The organism is Dietzia sp. Die43 (assembly GCF_024519835.1).
GTDB lineage: Bacteria > Actinomycetota > Actinomycetes > Mycobacteriales > Mycobacteriaceae > Dietzia > Dietzia kunjamensis.
This window is the reverse complement of the sequence record NZ_JALJRF010000003.1, coordinates 15,782-33,100: the sequence shown is the minus strand read 5'-3', so window position 1 is coordinate 33,100 and position 17,319 is coordinate 15,782. Positions and strand designations below refer to the sequence as shown.

The following is a 17,319-nucleotide window of genomic DNA, read 5'->3' as shown; positions in this document are numbered from 1 at the left end:
CGGTCATGGGACACCACGTCGCAACCTTCTGGTATCTCGCCACGGATGATCCCGCCGCACCGATCCGGGCGGGACAACCGTCCGACCCCGGTTTCGCGCGACGTCTGCTGTCGCGGCTGTTCCCCACGGTCACGGTGGCGTCCCTGGGCGCGTTCCCGCTCAACCGCTCGGCCTCGGCCGGGCCGGGGGAGATCTACGTGGGCTCGTTCCCGGGACTCACCGTCGTCCAGACCCCGATGGAGGGGCCCATCACGCCGTCCGCCACCCCGGAGTCGTGGCTGAAACTGGTGGAGGCGCCCACCATCCTGCTGTTCGCCCAGGATGCCGAGGACGGGGTGAGCGGATTCGCCCGGTGGGAGTCGGGGCGGCTCGTGCGGGCGTTCGCTGGGGCCGACGACCGGATCGTCGAGGACGAGGGCATGCCCCTGCCGTTCGAGAGGCCCTACTGGGCCGGCGAGTTCCCGCTCGACACGGCGACCGACACCCCCCTGGCGTTGCCGTTCTCGCCATCGTCACTCCTCCACGCCGCCCACCGCGACTGGCTCGGCTTCGACCTGGAGCCGGGGGGGCTCGACGTGCCGGTCCACGGGTTCGCCACCGACGGTCGCCGCGAGGTACGCCAGCACACCCCGCTCTCCGGGCCGGCACTGCACGTCGTGGGGATGCCGGGCCGCGCCGAGCTCCACGCGGCCGCGAGGCGTGCCGCCGGCGTCGGGTCCGACACGGACGCCGATGGCGACAGCGCCGCCGGCGGGCCCTCCCCCTACGCCGACGACGACTACGAGCGGCTCCCCTCCGGATCCCGCGGGCCGGGCGGGGGTGCGCGCGGCGGCCGGATACGGAGCATCGCCGGCCTCGTCGGTGACGCCGTGCGCCGGGGCGCGGACTCGGTGTCCCGCCGCCGTCGCGACGGCGGATCCCGCTAGCGGGTCGACGCGGCCCGTCGCGAGCGGGTCAGTCCCGGCGGGACCGCTCGTAGAACGCGACCGCCGCGGCGGTGGCGACGTTGAGCGAATCCGTGCCGTCGGTCATGGGGATCGCGGCCCGCACATCGCAGGCACGCATCGCGTGCTCGGTGAGCCCCGGGCCCTCCGCGCCGAGCACGAACGCCACCCTGTCGGCGTCGACGGCCCGGGACAGCGGGGTGTCGGCGGACGGCGTCAGGGCGACGGTCCGGAAGCCCCGCTCCCGCAGGCCCTCGAGCGAACGCTGCCAGGTGGTGGGCGTGCCGGGCAGGTGGGCGAACGGCAGGCGGAGCACGTGTCCCATCGACACCCGCACGACCCGCCGGTAGAGCGGGTCCCCGGCCGCCGCCCCGAACAGCACGCCGTCGACCCCGAGGGCAGCGCAGTTGCGGAAGATCGCGCCGAGGTTCTCGGGGTCGTTGACGCCCTCGAGCACGACGAGCGTCCGCGCGCCGTCCAGCACCTCCTCGACCGGCAGTGGTGCGGGCCGGTCCGCGGCGGCGAGGATGTCGCGGCTGGACCGGAAGCCGATCACCTCGCTGAGGACGTCCTTGGTGGTGCGCAGATACACCGCGTCGCCCGCGCGCTCGTCGGCGTCCCACCCCTCGGCGGCGGCCTCCCTGCGCAACTGGTGCAACCGCGCGTCGGTACCCAGGAGGACGTGTGGCCGGAAGCGCGAGAGCAGCATGCGGCCCACGACGTACGTGCCCTCGGCGATCACCAGTCCCCGCCCGCCGGGCAGGTCGGGCCGCCGGTCGGAGTTGTTGAGGTCGCGGAGGTCGTCCAGCCTGGGGTCGGCGGGGTCGGAGACGTCGACGACGTGCACGGTTCGGTCGCTCCTCCCGCCGGCCGGTCAGGCCAGCGCGTCGGTGATGGGACCGATCGCGAAGTACACGACGAACGCGACCGCGACGATCCAGAGGATCGGGTGCACGGTGCGGCCCTTGCCGGTGGCCGTTGCCATGACGACCCAGGCGATGAAACCGATCCCGATGCCGTTGGCGATGGAGTACGTGAACGGCATCGCCACGATCGTGAGGAACGCCGGTAGCGCGACCGCGAAGTTGGTCAGGTCGATCGCCTTGATCTGCGAGATCATCAGCGCACCCACGATCACCAGCGCGGGCGCGGCGGCCTCGACCGGGACGACCTCGTACAGCGGGGTGAAGAACATCGCCAGCAGGAACAACCCGCCCGTGACGACGTTCGCCAGGCCCGTCCGGGCTCCCTCGGCGATGCCGGAGGCGGACTCGAGGAACACCGTGTTCGACGACGACGAGGTCAGACCGCCGGCGACGGCACCGAATCCCTCGACGACCAGCGCGGCCTTCATGTTGGGCAGGTTGCCCTTGTCGTCCATGAGCTCGGCTTCCTTGCCGAGGCCGGTGAAGGTGCCCATGGCATCGAAGAAGTTGGCGAGCAGCAGGGTGAAGACGAACAGTCCCGCGGCCAGCGGCCCGATGCGGACGAACGCGCCGATGAGGTCCACCTGGCCGATCAGCGACAGGTTCGGGATGCCCCCGAGAGAATCGGGGATGCCGGGGACCGCGAGGCCCCAGCCGGTCGGATTGGGCTCACCGTCGACGAAGGACGGGCCCGCGTCCGCGAGGGCCTCGACGATCACCGCGAAGACCGCGGTGACGACGATGCCGATGAACAGGCCGCCGCGGATCTGGCGTGCGACGAGGATTCCGCAGAGCAGGAGACCGACGACGAAGACGAAGGTGGGCCACGAGGCGATCGACCCGTTGATGCCCAGCCCCACCGGGACGGTGGTGCCGGCCGCGTCCGGGAGGCGGCGGACGAAACCGGAGTCGACGACACCGACCATCGCGATGAACAGGCCGATCCCGACGGCGATGGCCGCCTTGAGCTCGCCGGGCACCGCGTTGAACACGGCGGTGCGGAACCCGGTGACGGCGAGGATCACGATGATGATGCCCTCGATGACCACCAGGCCCATGGCCTCGGCCCAGGTCACCTGCTGCGCGATGGTGACGGCGACGAGCGAGTTGATCCCCAGGCCCGTGGCGAATGCGAAGGGGTACCGCGCGATCGCACCGAACGCGATGGTCATCACGCCCGCCGTGAAGGCGGTGACCGCGGCGATCTCGACGATCGACAGCTGGTTGCCCTCGACGTCGGTGCCCGAGCCGAGGATCAGCGGGTTGAGGATGATGATGTAGGCCATCGCGAAGAAGCTGACGAGCCCGCCGCGGACCTCGCGGGACACCGTCGAGCCGCGCTCGCTGATCTTGAAGTAGCGATCGAGCGCCCCGACCTTGGTGGGGGGCTGCGACGGGGCCCCGGTGCTCTGCGACATCTGGTGACCTTCCTGAGCTGTGGGTGAGGAACCGTCATAGAGTAACCGCCCCGCCGCCTGCGGTAGCGTCGCGGTCATGACGGACGAGTCGACAGACCCGGGGGTCCCCCGGATTCCCGCCTACCTGCTGGACCCCCGACCCGTCGTCATCATCGGCACCCTGGCGTGGACGTTGGCCCTCCTGGCCCACATGCTCATGGAGGAGGTCGACATGCGTTCGGTCATCCTGGGCGCGGTCGGCGTCGGCGTCGGGGCGGTCGGCACGGTCGTCTACGCACTGCAGCGCCGGGCCGTACTACGCGGCAGCGCGGGTGCCCAACAGGGCCTGGACTACGACCTGGACTGAGCGGGTCAGTCCGCGGACGTGGGCTCGTCGACAGGCGTCTCGGCGTCCCCACCCTCGTGGGGGGCGGCCGCACCGGACGCGGCGTGGCCGGACGCAGGGTGGCCGGACGCAGGGTGGCCGGACGCGGCCTGATCGTCCGTGCGGTCATCGGCGGCGGAGCGGGCACGTGCGGTCGCGGCGAGCTGCTGGGGCAGGACCACCACGTCGACGGCGGCGTCGTCGTACGCGTCGGCAACAGCCGGCCCGGTGTCGGAGGGGATCTCGACCTCGCTGTGGGCGCCGCAGCCGTACTCGAGGTGGACGACCTGCCCGTCGGCGGAGAACTCGTTGGCGCAGACGCCGAACAGGGCGCCCAGGGACCCGGCCACGGGCACCAGGAACCCACAGGTCCCACAGTGGTGCTTGGCGGCCCGGGCGATCTCGGTGTCCGGTCCGCGCTCGACCGTCCACCGGTCGGCGGCGGCGGCCCGCCCCTCCCAGCTCAGGTGATGCGGTCGGCCGAGACCGATCGGCCCCGCGGCGTCGTCCAGCTCGTCGTCGCCGTTCAGCGTGTAGCCGGGGACGAGCCGGTCGTCGTCCTCGGGCGGCGGGAGCAGATCCCCGGCGCCGAGGTCCCCGGGCCGGATGCGCCGATCCCACGGCACCCACTCGGGGGCGACCAGCGCGTCCGCTCCCGGGAGGAGCGCGATCTCGTCGACGGTCAGGTCACCACCGGGCACGAGCGCGAGGACGCAGGCCCAGTACCAACCTCGGTACCCGGGCAGCTCGGAGGCGAACCGGTGCGTGGTGGTGAACTCCGCCTCGACGGTGCTGCCGAGGTGCTCCCCCACACCCTCCGCGGCGAACTTCTCGACCGCCGACCGGGCCACGTCGACGCCGGAGGCCAGCCGCTCACGCAGCGCGCCGTCGAAATCCGACCCCTGATCCGTGCCTACCTCGGTGTTCACCCCTCCCATTATGCGCATCTCCGCGTGGAGGTCACGGCCCGGCCCGTCGTGCGGCATCCTGGGGGGCATGCGCAGCGCCCTCGGCCCGGTCGGCCCCCTCGTCGTGTCCCTGAGCCTCGTCGCCGCACTCACGGCGTGTTCCTCGGACGACGGAGGAGCACCGCCCGCCACCACCTCCGCCGGCGCTTCCCTGGCCTCGTCGAGCGTCCCCGCCGGCTCGGCCGCCGGGAGTTCGGCGGCCCCCCGGGTGCCGGTCGGGCCGTCGGACCCGCAACCCGCGCGCGGCTCGGTGGAGGTCGTGCGCACGCTCGAGCACGACCCGTCCTTGTTCACCCAGGGGCTACAGGTGGTGGGCGACGAGATCTACGAGTCGACGGGGCGGGTCGGCAGTTCCGTGGTCCAGCGTCGACCGCTGGGGGGTGGCGAGCCCGCGGTGACCGTCGCCATGGCGGGGGACGAGTTCGGCGAGGGCCTGGCCGTCACCCCCGACACCCTGTGGACCCTCACCTGGCAGAAGGGCATCGCCCACAACCGCGACCCGCAGACCCTCGAGGTGCGCTCCGAGGTCCCGTACGAGGGCGAGGGCTGGGGCCTGTGCTCCGACGGCACGGCGCTGGTGATGAGCGACGGCTCCGACACCCTGACCTTCCGCGACCCGACGACCTTCGAGCCGACCGGACGCGTGTCGGTGACCTCCGGGGGCACGCCGGTCACCCGGCTCAACGAGCTGGAGTGTGCGGACGGCTCGGTCCTCGCGAACGTGTGGATGACCGACGAGATCGTGCGGATCGATCCCGCGACGGGGCAGGTCACCGCGATCTACGACGCCGGGCAGCTCCAGCAACCGCGGCCCGCGGACCCGGATGCGGTGCTCAACGGCATCGCGGCGCTGCCGGACTCCGGGAACGTCCTGCTCACCGGCAAGCTGTGGCCGACCATGTACGAGGTGCGCCTCGTTGGGTGAGCGTCACACCGGACCCGCGCGCCGCGCCGTCTCCTCCGCCGGACGGGGCGTGCGCCGGGTCTTCCACGCCGACGGCGCGGACCGCTCGGGGCTCGCTCCGCTCAGCTACGTCACGGTCGCCAACTTCGCCTGCGACGCGATTCTCGCCGTGGCCCTGGCGAACACCCTGTTCTTCTCCGCCGCGACCGCGGAGTCCCGCGCCAGCGTGGCGCTGTATCTCCTGGTCACGGTCGCGCCGTTCGCACTGATCGCGCCGGTCATCGGCCCTGCGCTGGATCGCCTGCACCGGGGCCGACGTCTCACCGTCTCACTGACGTTCACCCTGCGTGCGGTGCTGGCGGTGGTCCTCGCGCTGAACTTCGACTCCTGGCTCCTGTACCCCCTCGCGCTGGGCATGCTCGTGTTGTCCAAGACGTTCGGCGTCGTCAAGGCGTCCATCACCCCCCACGTGCTGCCCCCGACCCTGGACCTGGTCCGCACCAACTCCCGCCTGACCGTGCTGGGGCACGTCTGCGGCAGCCTCATCGCAGGGGCGACAGCCGGCGCCGTGGCATGGCTGTGGGACTCCGACGCCGCCCTGTGGTTGCTCGCAGCGGTCGCCCTCGTCGCGGCCTACGTCGCCGTGACCATCCCCGCGCACGCCGAGGCGTCCCGGGACGAGGAGTCCGCCACCCTGCGGATGGAGCGGGGCCCGAGTCTGACCGGTGACCTCCGGGCGGTCCTCACGCGGCCGCTGGGCAGGAACGTCCTGGCGAACCTGTGGGCGGTGTCGCTCCTGCGTTTCATGACCGGCTTCCTCACCCTGTTCCTGGCGTTCATGGCCAAGGCCCAGGAGGACGCCACCGCGATCGAGCAGGCCGGCCTCCTGGCGATGGCGGGCGCCGCCGGCGGGCTGGGTACCTTCACCGGCAACGCCGTCGGTGCGCGGCTCCCGCTGGGCCGGCCCGAACGGATCGCCGGCACGGCCGCGGGGGCGGCCCTGGCGACGGCCGTCGTCGCCGCGTTCCTCGGGACCATCTGGGCCGCGGCCGTCCTCGCGCTCGTCGCGGCGGTGTGCAGCGCCCTGGGCAAGGTCGCCCTCGACGCGTCGGTCCAGACGGACATCCCGGACGCCGCACGCTCCTCGGCCTTCGGTCGCTCCGAGACCGCCCTGCAGGTGGCGTGGGTCCTCGGCGGAGCACTGGGCGTCCTCCTGCCGACCGACTTCACCGTGGGGTTCTCGGTGATCGCCGTGGTCGGCGCCCTGATGTTCGCGCAATCGCACCTGACCGGCCGCGGGTCGACCCTCGTCCCCGGCCTAGGCGGCAACAGGCCGCGCTTCCCGGGCCCGCCGCGCGACCCGGGTGTGGCCGACACCCGGCCCCTCGGCAGAATGAGGGAGTGAGTTCCCGCAACGAGACCCCGTCGACCGGCTCCCGTATCCGTCCCATCACCTGGGCGATCGCGGCGTGGATGATCATCATGATCGCCGCGATCGTCGGCGCCTGGCAGGGTTCGGAGGCCCGATACGGTGCACTACCCGAGGTGACCGTCGCGAGCGATCGCAGCCAGGTGACCGTGCTGCCGTTCACCGCGACCGACCTGGACGGGAACACCTTCACCAATCCGGTCGGCGAGTTCCGGGTGCAGGATGAGGACATCCTCACCGTCCGGCTGCCCGGAGAGCTGCGTGCGTCGACGATGGACGTCTACGAGATCCGCGCCGACGGCTCCCGCGACTACACCGTCGAGGCCGGCGGGCCGGGCCAGCTGCTGGTGCCCGTGACCACCCCGGAGGCGGGCCGGATCGAGGGCCTCGCCATCCGTGCGGTCGCGATCGTCTATGCCGCTGACGGGTCGGAGTCGATCCTCAACGGCGAGTGGTCGGTGCGCTTCACCTACGACGACTGATCCGTGGGTCAGGCGTCCAGCTCGCGCGCGACCGCGCGGAGCACCGACGCCACCCGGCCCGAGACCTTGGCCTCCGGCCGGTGACCACGGCGCAACTCGGGCTGGACGGTCGACTCGAGCACCTTGATCATGTCCTCGACCATCCCGTGCAGCTCGTCCGCCGAACGTCGGGGCCCGCTCCTCGGGGCCCGCTCCTCCGCGACCGTCGGCTCGTCGTGGACCACCACGCGCAACGCCTGGGGGCCGCGGCGTCCGGAGACCATGTCGAACTCCACGCGCTGGCGCGGACGCAACGTCTCGACCCCCGCGGGCAGCGCCTCGGACCGCACGTAGACATCCTCGCCACCCTCCTGGGACAGGAAGCCGAAGCCCTTCTCCGCGTCGTACCACTTGACCTTGCCGCTGGGCACCGCGAACCACCTTCCGACCGGACGCGGGATACGCGACCGACAACCATGACTGATGCCCCGAGACTACCCTCGTGCGCGTTGGTGCCCACCGCGAGGCGAGCGGTAACCTCCCCGTGTGACCGCCGACGATCGACGCCCTGCCGACGACCCCTGGACACCTGACGCCGCGGCGTCCACCCGGGCAGCCGACCCCGTGCGGCCACGACGCCGGGGCCTGTTCGTGACGGCGCTCGTCATCTTCTCGATCGGAGTGTTGTTCACCGTCGCGGCGGCGCTGACCCCGTTCGTGCTCGGCCGCGACGCGCCGACCATCCTGTATCTCGGCGCGATGCTGTTCACGCCGGTCGGGTTCCTGCTGGGGCTGCTCTACGCCATCCTCGGCTCGCGACCACCCTCGGTGTGATCAACCACACCCTCCCGCGAACACCGCTGGTAACGAGCCGATAACGGCACCCTCGCCAGACCTGCACTGCCTCGGTTTATTTCAGAATGGTGACGATCCGGCATCGGACCGCTACAGTTTCGTAGCAGACTCGTCAGCGAGTCGGCATCGGACGCACCTACCGAACCCCGCCCAGCGGCCGATGCCACAGTGACCATTACCCGGGCGGGGACGGGGGACCCGACAGGGCCCACCACGGGCCCGGCGGCCGCAGGTCGCCTTGGGGTGAAGCCGCCACCGGCGGCCGGACGCACTCGTCCGAACCCGACAGCTCACCCCGTAGGCACAGAGTGAAAAGGACTGACGACATGACCTCTTACACCGGACGCCACCGTGCCGCCGCCCCCTCCTCAGCGCCCAGGAACGCTGTGAAGGTCGTGCTCGCGGGCACCGCATTCTCCGCCGCCGGCCTGGCCCTCGCGCCGGCCGCCAACGCCGCCCCCGACTCCGACTGGGACCGCCTGGCCCAGTGTGAGGCGGGCGGCAACTGGGGCATCAACACCGGCAACGGCTACCACGGTGGCCTGCAGTTCTCGCCGAGCACCTGGGCCGCCTACGGCGGCACGCAGTACGCCCCGACGGCCAACCAGGCCACGCGCGAGCAGCAGATCGCGATCGCCGAGAAGACCCTCGCCGGTCAGGGCTGGGGCGCCTGGCCCGCCTGCTCGGCCAAGCTGGGTCTGAACTCCGCGCCGACCCCGCGTGACCTGTCCGACCCGGCGCCCGCGCCGGCCCCGCGTGCCCACGCCCCGGCCGCGCCCGCCGCCCCGGAGGCGGTCACCGCAGCCGAGCACGTGGCGACCCTGTCCTCCTTCGCCGAGGGCCGCGGCATCGCCCTGCCGATCGCCGACACCTACGAGGCCAACCGCGACGCCGTCGACGCCGCGTACGCCGGCAACCAGGACCTGGTGGACGGCTTCTTCGCCACCTACCTGGCCAACTGACGCGTCACCCGCGCAGCCCCGGTCCACGGACCACGAGAAAGGGCCGCCACTCCCTGCGGGGAGTGGCGGCCCTTTCTCGTGTGTAAGTGCGCCGCGCTCAGCGGGTGCGGGCGGTCCTGTTGACCACCGTCTCGGGGTGGAGGTAGCCCAGCCGATGCTGCGGCAGCGGGAAGGTCTCCTGCCCGAAGGGGGACAGGCCTCCCGCGACCAGCGCGGCGAGTTCGGTCACCGGGTGCTCGCCGAACGAGGCGTCGGGCCATCCCGGGTTGTCATGGGTCAGATTCTTCTTGGCAGCCACGTGTCCAGTGTCTCACCTCGCGGGCGTCCCGTCAGCATCCGGGTCGTATCGGACCCGGACGGTCCTCACCGCCGCCGCGATCTCACTAGGCTGGGACGGATCATGCCGAGTTCCCGAGCCTCCTCCCGCCGTGTCGCCCCCCGCAGTGCTGGTTCCCCCGGTGCCGCCGGCGACGAGCCGGACTTCCCCGCGTGGCTGGCCGGACTGTCCGATGACGCGCTCGTCCGCGTGTGCGAGTTGCGTCCAGATGTGGCCACCCCTCCCCCGGCCTCGGTCGACGTGCTCGCGTCGAGGCTGCGGTTGCCGGCGTCCACCGCCCGCGCGCTGGGGACCCTGACGTGGCCGGAGCTCGTGGTCCTGTCCACCGCCGCCGCGGTGGGTGCCGATTCCGGGACGGTGCCGCTGGGTGCGGTGTCGGGGCGGTTGGGTGTCGACGACGACGAGCCCGTCTTCCACGCCGCCGTCGCCCGTCTCCGCGACCTCACCCTGCTCTGGGGCGGGGAGGGTCATGTCCGGATGGTGCCGGTCACGGCGGTGGCCGTCCGGTCGGCCCCGGTGGTGGCGCCGCACCCCGGCGAGCCCGCGGGCGCCGACCTCGACGTCGCCTGGGGCGGTCTGTCGGCTCCGGCGGTCGGGGTGCTCGAGGCGATCGCCCGCGGGCGCACCCCCGTCGGGGCTCTCGGAGCCGGGGCGTCGGAGCCGGTGCGTGCCGCCGCGACCGAGCTGGCCGGCGCGGGACTCGCGGAGGTGACCGGTGGGGACGACGGCGAGGTCGTCGTCCCCCGTGCCCACGCGCTGGACCGGGCCCGCCACGGCGCCCGGGACGAGGGATCGTCGCTGCTCCACGCCCCTGCGTGGGCCGCCCCGAGGGCCGGGGCGGCGTCGGGCGGGGCGGGCCGGGTCGACGCCTCCGGCGGTGTCGCGGCCCTCGAACTGCTGCACCGCTGCGACTCGGTCCTCTCCGCTCTGTCGACCGCCCCGGCCGCCACCCTCAAGGCGGGCGGTGTCGGCGTGCGCGAACTGCGGCGGGTGGCCCGCGCCGCCGGTCTCGTCGAGGGCGAGCTCCCCCTGCTGCTCGAGGTCCTCGCGGCCGCGGGACTCATCGCTGTCGGTGACGCCGATGTCGGCGACGTGGCCTTCGACTCGGTGTGGGCCCCCACCGAGGCCGCCGACGTGTGGTCGGCCCGCGAACCGGCACGCCGCTGGGCCGAGCTCGTCCTCGCGTGGTGGTCCATGCCGCGGACTCCCTGGAGGGTCGGGTCCGAGATCGAGGGCGGCGGCACCGTGCCGGCACTGGGTGAGCCCATCGGCCCGCCCGGTCCCACAGAACGGGTCCGGGTCCTGAAGGCGCTGGCCGCCCTGGACCCCGCAGCGGAGCCCGACGCCACACTGCTGACGGAGGTGGTGCGCTGGTCCTCGCCGGTGTGGTTCTCGCGTGCGGGTTCCCGGCCCGTGGCCGAGACCGTGGCGGAGGCGCGCCTGATGGGACTCGTCGTCGGGACCACCGCCACCAGCGCGGCCAGGGCCCTCGCCGGCGACACCCACGCACCCGTCGCCGGAGCCGCCACCCACACCGCCACCACCCATGACGGCACCCCCGCCCCCGGCGTCGAGGACCTCGAACCGGTCCTCGTCGCCGCCCTGCCAGACCCGGTCTCGGAGGTCATCGTCCAGGCCGACCTGACGATCCTCGCCCCCGGCCCGCTCGTGCCCGAGCTCGCCGCGGAGTTCGCGCTCCTGGCCGACGTCGAGTCGGCCGGCGCCGCCACCACCTACCGCGTCACCGAGACCTCCGTGCGTCGCGCACTCGACGCCGGGCGCACGGCGGCGGGGATCCGGGACCTGCTCGCCCGGACCTCCGTCACCCCCGTCCCGCAGTCGCTGGACTACCTCATCGAGGACGTGGCCCGTCGTCACGGTCGGCTGCGGGTGGGTACCGCCCTGTCCTTCGTCCGGTGCGACGACCCGTCTCTGGTCGCCCAGGTGCTCAGCTCCCCGGTGGCCGAGAACTGCGCACTGCGGACCGTCGCGCCGACCGTCCTCATCTCCCAGGCCCGGCCGTTGGACCTGGTGGAGGCCCTGCGCGAGCACGGGTTCGCCCCCGTCGTCGAGGACACGACCGGCGCCGTCGTCGCGTTGTCCCGGCCGGTGGCCCGTGTCCGGGAGAGCCGCATCACCCGCGCGCCCCGGGTCCCCACTCGCACGGCCACCCCCTCCGAACTGCGTGCGGCCGTCGCCGCGATGCGTTCGGCCGACCGGGTGCGCTCGGCGCGGGGCGCCTCCGGGGGCACGTACACCGGCGAGGCCGCCATCGCCCGCCTGCACGACGCGGCGAGCACGGGCACCGCCGTGACCGTCTCGGTCGTCGACGCCCAGGGCCGGTCCACCGCGCGACTGCTCGTGCCGGCCTCCGTCGGTGGGGGTCGGATCGAGGGGATCGAGCCGGATTCCGCCGAGCCCGTCACCCTGCCGCTGCACCGCGTGATCTCCGTCTCCGACGTCGACCCGACCCGCTGACCCGGATTCCTGGACAATGAAGGGTCGGACCCACGCGGGTCCGGTGAAACCCCGAGGAGGGCCGAAGTGAGTGGTGGACCGCTGATCGTCCAGTCGGACAAGACCGTGTTGCTGGAGATCGACCACGAGCAGGCGAACGACGCGCGCCAGGCGCTGGCCCCGTTCGCCGAACTGGAGCGCGCCCCCGAGCACGTCCACACCTACCGGATCACGCCGCTGGCGCTGTGGAACGCCCGGGCCGCCGGGCACGACGCCGAGCAGGTGGTCGACGTGCTGGTCAACTTCTCCCGCTTCCCGGTCCCGCAGCCGCTGCTGGTGGACATCGCCGAGACCATGGCCCGCTACGGCCGGCTCCAGTTGGTCAAGAGCCCGGTCCACGGACTGACCTTGGTCTCCCTGGACTCCGCGGTGCTCGCCGAGGTCAAACGCCACAAGAAGATCGCCCCCATGCTCGGCGCCGACATCGACACCGACACCGTCGTGGTGCACCCGTCCGAGCGCGGCCGCCTCAAGCAGGAGCTGCTGAAGGTGGGCTGGCCCGCCGACGACCTGGCCGGGTACGTCGACGGTGAGGCCCACGACATCGACCTGTCCACCGAGTCCGAGCCCTGGGAGCTGCGCGACTACCAGCAGATGGCCGCCGACTCGTTCTGGGCGGGCGGCTCGGGTGTCGTCGTGCTGCCCTGCGGCGCGGGCAAGACGATGGTCGGGGCGGCCGCGATGGCCAAGGCCAAGGCCACCACGCTCATCCTGGTGACCAACACGGTCGCCGGTCGGCAGTGGAAGCGGGAGCTGCTGGCCCGCACCACGCTGACCGAGGACGAGATCGGTGAATACTCCGGTGAGCGCAAGGAGATCCGCCCGGTCACCATCGCCACCTACCAGGTGGTCACCCGCAAGACCAAGGGCGTCCACCGGGCGTTGGAGCTGTTCGACTCCCGCGACTGGGGGCTGATGATCTACGACGAGGTGCACCTGCTGCCCGCGCCGGTGTTCCGGATGACCGCGGACCTGCAGTCCCGGCGCCGACTCGGGCTCACCGCCACCCTGGTGCGCGAGGACGGCCGCGAGGGTGACGTCTTCTCCCTCATCGGACCCAAGCGGTACGACGCCCCGTGGAAGGACATCGAGGCGCAGGGCTGGATCGCCCCGGCCGACTGCGTCGAGGTACGGGTGACGCTCACGGAGAACGAGCGGATGCTCTACGCCACCGCCGAGGCGGAGGACAAGTACAAGCTGTGCTCGACCGCGCGGACCAAGATCCCGGTGGTCAAGAGCATCCTCGCCAAGCACGCGGGCGCCCCGACCCTGGTGATCGGTGCCTACCTCGACCAGCTCGAGGAACTCGGCGACGAGCTCGACGCGCCCGTCATCCAGGGCTCCACCTCCAACAAGGAGCGCGAGAAGCTCTTCAACGCGTTCCGCGCCGGGGAGATCTCCACGCTCGTGGTGTCCAAGGTCGCCAACTTCTCGATCGACCTGCCCGAGGCCAGCGTGGCCGTGCAGGTGTCGGGGACGTTCGGCTCCCGGCAGGAGGAGGCGCAGCGGCTGGGCCGGCTGCTGCGGCCCAAGCACGACGGCGGCCAGGCACACTTCTACTCGGTGGTCTCGCGCGACACCCTCGACGCCGAGTACGCCGCGCACCGGCAGCGGTTCCTCGCCGAGCAGGGGTACGCCTACCGGATCATCGACGCCGACGACCTGCTGGGGCCGCCGATCCCCGAGGTCGGCTGACGCCGGCGGCCACCCGCGGGTCCGGTCCGGACGGTTCCTGGGATACTGGACCCATGGCCGCCGATCGCACCCCCCGCGCCCCGCACGAGCAGTACCGCCTCGCCGACATCCCCGTCGACGACGCCTGGGTCCGCAAGCACAACGAGAGCCTCGCCGAGGTGCGGCGGCTGCAGTGGTCCGCGGGCATCCTCGGTGTGCTCGTCCTGGCCGCGGCCGTGGGCCTGCTCATCTACTCCGGCTTCGAGGCCTGGGCCTGGATCGTCGCCGCGCTGGCCGGGGTCTTCGCTCTCGGATGCCTGGCGATGATCGGGTACATCCCGCGCAAAATGGGCTCGATGCAGCGCACCTACGCCACCTCGGAACTCGTCCCGGCCATCATCGCCGAGGTGCGCCCCCGCGGGCTGACCCTCCTGGCGCTGGTCGACCGTGCCGTCGACCGCTCCGCCGGAAAGCTCCCCGCGCTGGCCGTCCGCAGCTGCGAGAAGCTCCCGGGTCACGACGTTCGCGTGGGCGAGCGCGTGCCGTGCGTGGCCGTGGTCGGCAACCGCAGCGCCCGCGGCGGCGACAACCTGTACCAGTTCATCTCACCCATGCCCGTCGCATGGGCGACCTCCGACAAGGCCGTCCTGCGCCGACTCGAGAAGGAGATCCCCTCCGGCGAGTGGGAGCGGGTGCGCCAGAACCTCGACCGGGTGGACGAGGTCTCGGCCACGCCGACGAGCCTGCTCCCCCTCGACTGAGCGGCCCCCCCTCCCCCGGCATCTGCGCAAGCGACCGCCCTCACCCGGTTCCCGGCATCCGCGCGCCCTCGGCACGCCCGCACCCGTAGCCCGTCCGCGGCCTCACCCGCCGCCGGGCCCCCTGTGAACTAAGCGTCACGGGACCGTGATCCGACGCCACAGTTCCGCAACACCGCCTTCCTAGCCTGATCGGTACAGGCTCGAAGGAGGTCTAGGAATGACTGAGCACATCGTCGTCGTCGGGCACGGGATGGTCTCCCACCGATTCGTCTCCACCCTCGGCTCGCGGTACGCCGACACCGACCTGGCCGTCACGGTGATCGGCGAGGAACCCGACCCCGCGTACGACCGCGTGGGCCTCTCGGCCTATGTCGGCGCCTGGGAACGTGCGGCCCTGCACCTCGAGGACGCCCGCCACTCCGCCGACCCGAGGGTCACCGTCCGCTCGGGACACCTCGTCACGGCGATCGACCGATCCGCGCGGCAGGTCGAACTCGACTCCGGCGAGTTCATCTCCTACGACACGCTGGTCCTGGCCACCGGCTCACGCGCGTTCGTCCCGCCCGTGCCCGGTCACGACCTGCCCGGCTGCCATGTCTACCGCACCCTCGACGACCTCGACGCGATCCGCGCGGCCGCCGAGACCGCAGGGCCCGGCGCGCACGGCGTCGTGATCGGCGGCGGGCTGCTCGGCATCGAGGCCGCCAACGCGTTGAGCCTGATCGGGCTGACCCCGCACGTCGTGGAGCGCAACGACCGGCTCATGCCCGTCCAGGTCGACGGTCGGGGCGGCGCGCTGCTGGGCGACCTCATCCGCGACCGTGGCATCGAGGTGCACCTGAGCGTGACCGACACGGTGATCGAACCGCGCGACGGTGCGGACAGTGACGGCGGGGTCCGGGTGACCCTGACCGGCGACGACGGCGAGACGACCGCGGTCGAGGCAGCGGTCGTGGTGTTCTCCGTCGGTGTGCGCCCCCGTGACGAGCTCGCCCGCGGGGCCGGGTTGGCACTGGCCGAGCGGGGCGGCGTGCTGACCGACCGGGCGTGCCGCACCTCGGACCCGCACGTGTTCGCGATCGGCGAGTGCGCGGCCATCGAGGGCACCTGCTACGGCCTGGTCGGACCCGGGTACGCCTCCGCCGAGGTGGTCGCCGCCCGGCTGGGCGACGGTCCGGGCGCCGACGCCGAGTTCACCGGCGCCGACCTCGCCACCAAACTCAAGCTCATGGGGGTCGACGTGGCCAGCTTCGGCGACGCCCACGGGCGCACGCCCGGCTGCCTCGAGTTGGTGGTGGACGACCCCGTCACGCGCACCTACTCCAAACTCGTCCTCAGCGACGACGCCCTGACCCTGCTCGGCGGGGTGTTCGTCGGGGACGCGGGCCCGTACCAGCTGCTCAAGCCGCTGCTCGGGCGCACCTTGCCGTCGTCCAATCCCCTGTCCCTCATCACTCCCGGCGCCGCGGCGGACGGCGGGGGTGTCGGCGTGGAGTCGCTGCCCGACGACGCCCAGATCTGTTCCTGCAACGCCGTCACCAAGGGCACGCTGCGCGACGCGATCTGTGGCGGGGCGTGCGACGTCCCGGCACTCAAGGCGTGCACCCGCGCCGGCACCTCGTGTGGGTCGTGCCTGCCGCTCATGCGTCAGGTGCTCGAGGCCGAGGGGGTCGAGCAGTCCACTGCACTGTGCGAGCACTTCGACCAGTCCCGCTCGGAGCTGTTCGAGATCGTCACGGTCACCGGGATCCGGACCTTCTCCGGCCTGATCGGGCGCTTCGGCCGCGGCGCCGGCTGCGACATCTGCAAGCCGACCGTCGCCTCGATTCTCGCCTCGACCAGCTCCGACCACGTCCTCGACGGCGAGCAGGCCTCGCTCCAGGACACCAACGACCACTTCCTGGCCAACATCCAGAAGAACGGCACCTACTCGGTGGTCCCGCGGATGCCCGGCGGGGAGGTGACGGCCGACCAGCTCATCGTGATCGGCGAGATCGCGCGCGACCACGACCTGTACGTCAAGGTCACCGGCGGCCAGCGGATCGATCTCTTCGGCGCGCGTGTGGAGGAGTTGCCGCAGATCTGGCGACGCCTGGTCGACGCGGGCATGGAGTCCGGTCACGCCTACGGCAAGTCGCTGCGCACGGTGAAAAGCTGCGTGGGTACCTCGTGGTGCCGCTACGGCCAGCAGGACTCCGTGGGGATGGCGGTCCTGCTCGAGACTCGGTATCGCGGGTTGCGGGCGCCGCACAAGATCAAGATGGGCGTCTCCGGCTGTGCCCGCGAGTGCGCCGAGGCGCGCGGTAAGGACGTCGGCGTGATCGCCACCGAGACCGGGTGGAACCTCTACGTCGGTGGCAATGGTGGCGCGACCCCGCGGCATGCACAGCTGCTGGCCGGGGATCTCACCGACGACCAGCTCATCCGCTACATCGACCGCACCGTGATGTTCTACGTCCGCACCGCCGAGCGCCTGCAGCGGATCGCACCGTGGCTGGAGTCGCTCGAAGGCGGCATCGACCACCTTCGTGAGGTCGTCTGCTCCGACTCACTGGGGCTCGCGGCCGAGCTCGAGGGCCGGATGGAATCGCATGTCGAGGGGTACGTGGACGAGTGGGCGGCCGTCCTGGACGACCCCGACAAGCTCGGCCGGTTCGTCTCCTTCATCAACGCCCCCGAGGCGCCCGACCCCACCGTGCAGTTCGAGGAGCGCGACGGCCGCAAGGTGCCGGTCCTGCTCGGTTCGCCGTCCATGCCGGCCCGCGTCTGACGGTCCCGCGCCGGACACCGGCCAGCTCT

Annotated in this window: 16 protein-coding genes and 1 riboswitch; of the genes, 11 read left to right on the top strand and 5 right to left on the bottom strand. The window is 72.4% G+C overall.

Features of this window, described 5'->3' with window-relative positions:
* Nucleotides 1–5: 5 nt before the first annotated feature.
* The gene (locus tag NR111_RS03020; protein ID WP_185951314.1) at nt 6–926 is read left to right on the top strand and encodes a hypothetical protein; all 921 of its coding nucleotides are present in this window, start codon (nt 6–8) and stop codon (nt 924–926) included.
* Between the two features lie 28 nt (nt 927–954).
* Here the strand turns inward: NR111_RS03020 and NR111_RS03015 are convergent, their stop codons facing one another.
* Nucleotides 955–1,791 carry an RNA methyltransferase gene (locus tag NR111_RS03015; RefSeq protein ID WP_256819857.1) on the bottom strand — a complete coding sequence of 279 codons (837 nt, stop codon included), beginning with the start codon at nt 1,789–1,791 and terminating at the stop codon, nt 955–957.
* Nucleotides 1,792–1,818: 27 nt separating this feature from the next.
* Nucleotides 1,819–3,288 carry an NCS2 family permease gene (locus NR111_RS03010; protein ID WP_067712674.1) on the bottom strand — a complete coding sequence of 490 codons (1,470 nt, stop codon included), beginning with the start codon at nt 3,286–3,288 and terminating at the stop codon, nt 1,819–1,821.
* 76 nt (nt 3,289–3,364) lie between these two features.
* Here NR111_RS03010 and NR111_RS03005 point away from each other — a divergent pair, with 76 nt between their 5' ends.
* On the top strand, nt 3,365–3,634 hold the full coding sequence (locus NR111_RS03005) for a DUF2530 domain-containing protein (protein ID WP_119193208.1): 270 nt from the start codon (nt 3,365–3,367) through the stop codon (nt 3,632–3,634).
* A 5-nt stretch (nt 3,635–3,639) separates the two neighbouring features.
* Here the strand turns inward: NR111_RS03005 and NR111_RS03000 are convergent, their stop codons facing one another.
* Nucleotides 3,640–4,590: a DUF3027 domain-containing protein gene (locus tag NR111_RS03000; protein WP_256819974.1), complete on the bottom strand. Its 951-nt coding sequence runs from the start codon at nt 4,588–4,590 to the stop codon at nt 3,640–3,642.
* A gap of 58 nt (nt 4,591–4,648) precedes the next feature.
* On the opposite strand from NR111_RS03000, the gene NR111_RS02995 reads away from it, so the two are divergent.
* Genes NR111_RS02995 through NR111_RS02985 form a run of 3 tightly spaced genes read left to right on the top strand, consistent with a single transcriptional unit; the run spans nt 4,649 to nt 7,435 of the window.
* Complete coding sequence (locus NR111_RS02995; protein WP_096907333.1) at nt 4,649–5,545, top strand: glutaminyl-peptide cyclotransferase; 897 nt, start codon at nt 4,649–4,651, stop codon at nt 5,543–5,545.
* Complete coding sequence (locus NR111_RS02990) at nt 5,538–6,929, top strand: MFS transporter (protein WP_119193209.1); 1,392 nt, start codon at nt 5,538–5,540, stop codon at nt 6,927–6,929. Before NR111_RS02995 ends, NR111_RS02990 begins: the two co-directional genes overlap by 8 nt.
* The gene (locus tag NR111_RS02985) at nt 6,926–7,435 is read left to right on the top strand and encodes a DUF2771 family protein (protein WP_256819856.1); all 510 of its coding nucleotides are present in this window, start codon (nt 6,926–6,928) and stop codon (nt 7,433–7,435) included. The genes NR111_RS02990 and NR111_RS02985 overlap by 4 nt, the downstream gene beginning before the upstream one ends.
* A gap of 8 nt (nt 7,436–7,443) precedes the next feature.
* On the opposite strand, the gene NR111_RS18445 is transcribed toward NR111_RS02985, so the two are convergent.
* The gene (locus NR111_RS18445; protein WP_067712771.1) at nt 7,444–7,845 is read right to left on the bottom strand and encodes a cold-shock protein; all 402 of its coding nucleotides are present in this window, start codon (nt 7,843–7,845) and stop codon (nt 7,444–7,446) included.
* A 115-nt stretch (nt 7,846–7,960) separates the two neighbouring features.
* On the opposite strand from NR111_RS18445, the gene NR111_RS02975 reads away from it, so the two are divergent.
* Complete coding sequence (locus NR111_RS02975) at nt 7,961–8,248, top strand: hypothetical protein (protein WP_096905944.1); 288 nt, start codon at nt 7,961–7,963, stop codon at nt 8,246–8,248.
* Between the two features lie 181 nt (nt 8,249–8,429).
* A riboswitch (cyclic di-AMP (ydaO/yuaA leader) is annotated at nt 8,430–8,587 on the top strand.
* An 8-nt stretch (nt 8,588–8,595) separates the two neighbouring features.
* Nucleotides 8,596–9,231 (top strand): transglycosylase family protein, encoded by a 636-nt coding sequence (locus NR111_RS02970; protein ID WP_256819855.1) that lies wholly within the window; start codon nt 8,596–8,598, stop codon nt 9,229–9,231.
* 97 nt (nt 9,232–9,328) lie between these two features.
* On the opposite strand, the gene NR111_RS02965 is transcribed toward NR111_RS02970, so the two are convergent.
* The gene (locus tag NR111_RS02965) at nt 9,329–9,529 is read right to left on the bottom strand and encodes a hypothetical protein (RefSeq protein WP_096905946.1); all 201 of its coding nucleotides are present in this window, start codon (nt 9,527–9,529) and stop codon (nt 9,329–9,331) included.
* A 102-nt stretch (nt 9,530–9,631) separates the two neighbouring features.
* On the opposite strand from NR111_RS02965, the gene NR111_RS02960 reads away from it, so the two are divergent.
* The 4 genes from NR111_RS02960 to nirB all read left to right on the top strand — a co-directional run bounded on the left by NR111_RS02960 (nt 9,632) and on the right by nirB (nt 17,290).
* Nucleotides 9,632–12,046, top strand: a complete 2,415-nt coding sequence (locus tag NR111_RS02960) for a helicase-associated domain-containing protein (RefSeq protein WP_256819854.1) — start codon at nt 9,632–9,634, stop codon at nt 12,044–12,046.
* Between the two features lie 66 nt (nt 12,047–12,112).
* The gene (locus tag NR111_RS02955; protein WP_256819853.1) at nt 12,113–13,780 is read left to right on the top strand and encodes a DNA repair helicase XPB; all 1,668 of its coding nucleotides are present in this window, start codon (nt 12,113–12,115) and stop codon (nt 13,778–13,780) included.
* Between the two features lie 53 nt (nt 13,781–13,833).
* Nucleotides 13,834–14,520 carry a DUF3239 domain-containing protein gene (locus tag NR111_RS02950; protein WP_069390400.1) on the top strand — a complete coding sequence of 229 codons (687 nt, stop codon included), beginning with the start codon at nt 13,834–13,836 and terminating at the stop codon, nt 14,518–14,520.
* Nucleotides 14,521–14,737: 217 nt separating this feature from the next.
* The gene (gene nirB, locus NR111_RS02945; protein WP_256819852.1) at nt 14,738–17,290 is read left to right on the top strand and encodes a nitrite reductase large subunit NirB; all 2,553 of its coding nucleotides are present in this window, start codon (nt 14,738–14,740) and stop codon (nt 17,288–17,290) included.
* The last annotated feature ends 29 nt before the right edge of the window (nt 17,291–17,319 follow it).

What these genes read in the sequence shown, in the direction of transcription:
- NR111_RS03020 (WP_185951314.1), top strand. Translation starts at nt 6, where the DNA reads ATGGGACACCACGTCGCAACCTTCTGGTATCTCGCCACGGATGATCCC.
- NR111_RS03010 (WP_067712674.1), bottom strand. Translation starts at nt 3,288, where the DNA reads ATGTCGCAGAGCACCGGGGCCCCGTCGCAGCCCCCCACCAAGGTCGGG.
- NR111_RS03005 (WP_119193208.1), top strand. Translation starts at nt 3,365, where the DNA reads ATGACGGACGAGTCGACAGACCCGGGGGTCCCCCGGATTCCCGCCTAC.
- NR111_RS03000 (WP_256819974.1), bottom strand. Translation starts at nt 4,590, where the DNA reads ATGGGAGGGGTGAACACCGAGGTAGGCACGGATCAGGGGTCGGATTTC.
- NR111_RS02995 (WP_096907333.1), top strand. Translation starts at nt 4,649, where the DNA reads ATGCGCAGCGCCCTCGGCCCGGTCGGCCCCCTCGTCGTGTCCCTGAGC.
- NR111_RS02970 (WP_256819855.1), top strand. Translation starts at nt 8,596, where the DNA reads ATGACCTCTTACACCGGACGCCACCGTGCCGCCGCCCCCTCCTCAGCG.
- NR111_RS02960 (WP_256819854.1), top strand. Translation starts at nt 9,632, where the DNA reads ATGCCGAGTTCCCGAGCCTCCTCCCGCCGTGTCGCCCCCCGCAGTGCT.
- NR111_RS02950 (WP_069390400.1), top strand. Translation starts at nt 13,834, where the DNA reads ATGGCCGCCGATCGCACCCCCCGCGCCCCGCACGAGCAGTACCGCCTC.
- nirB (WP_256819852.1), top strand. Translation starts at nt 14,738, where the DNA reads ATGACTGAGCACATCGTCGTCGTCGGGCACGGGATGGTCTCCCACCGA.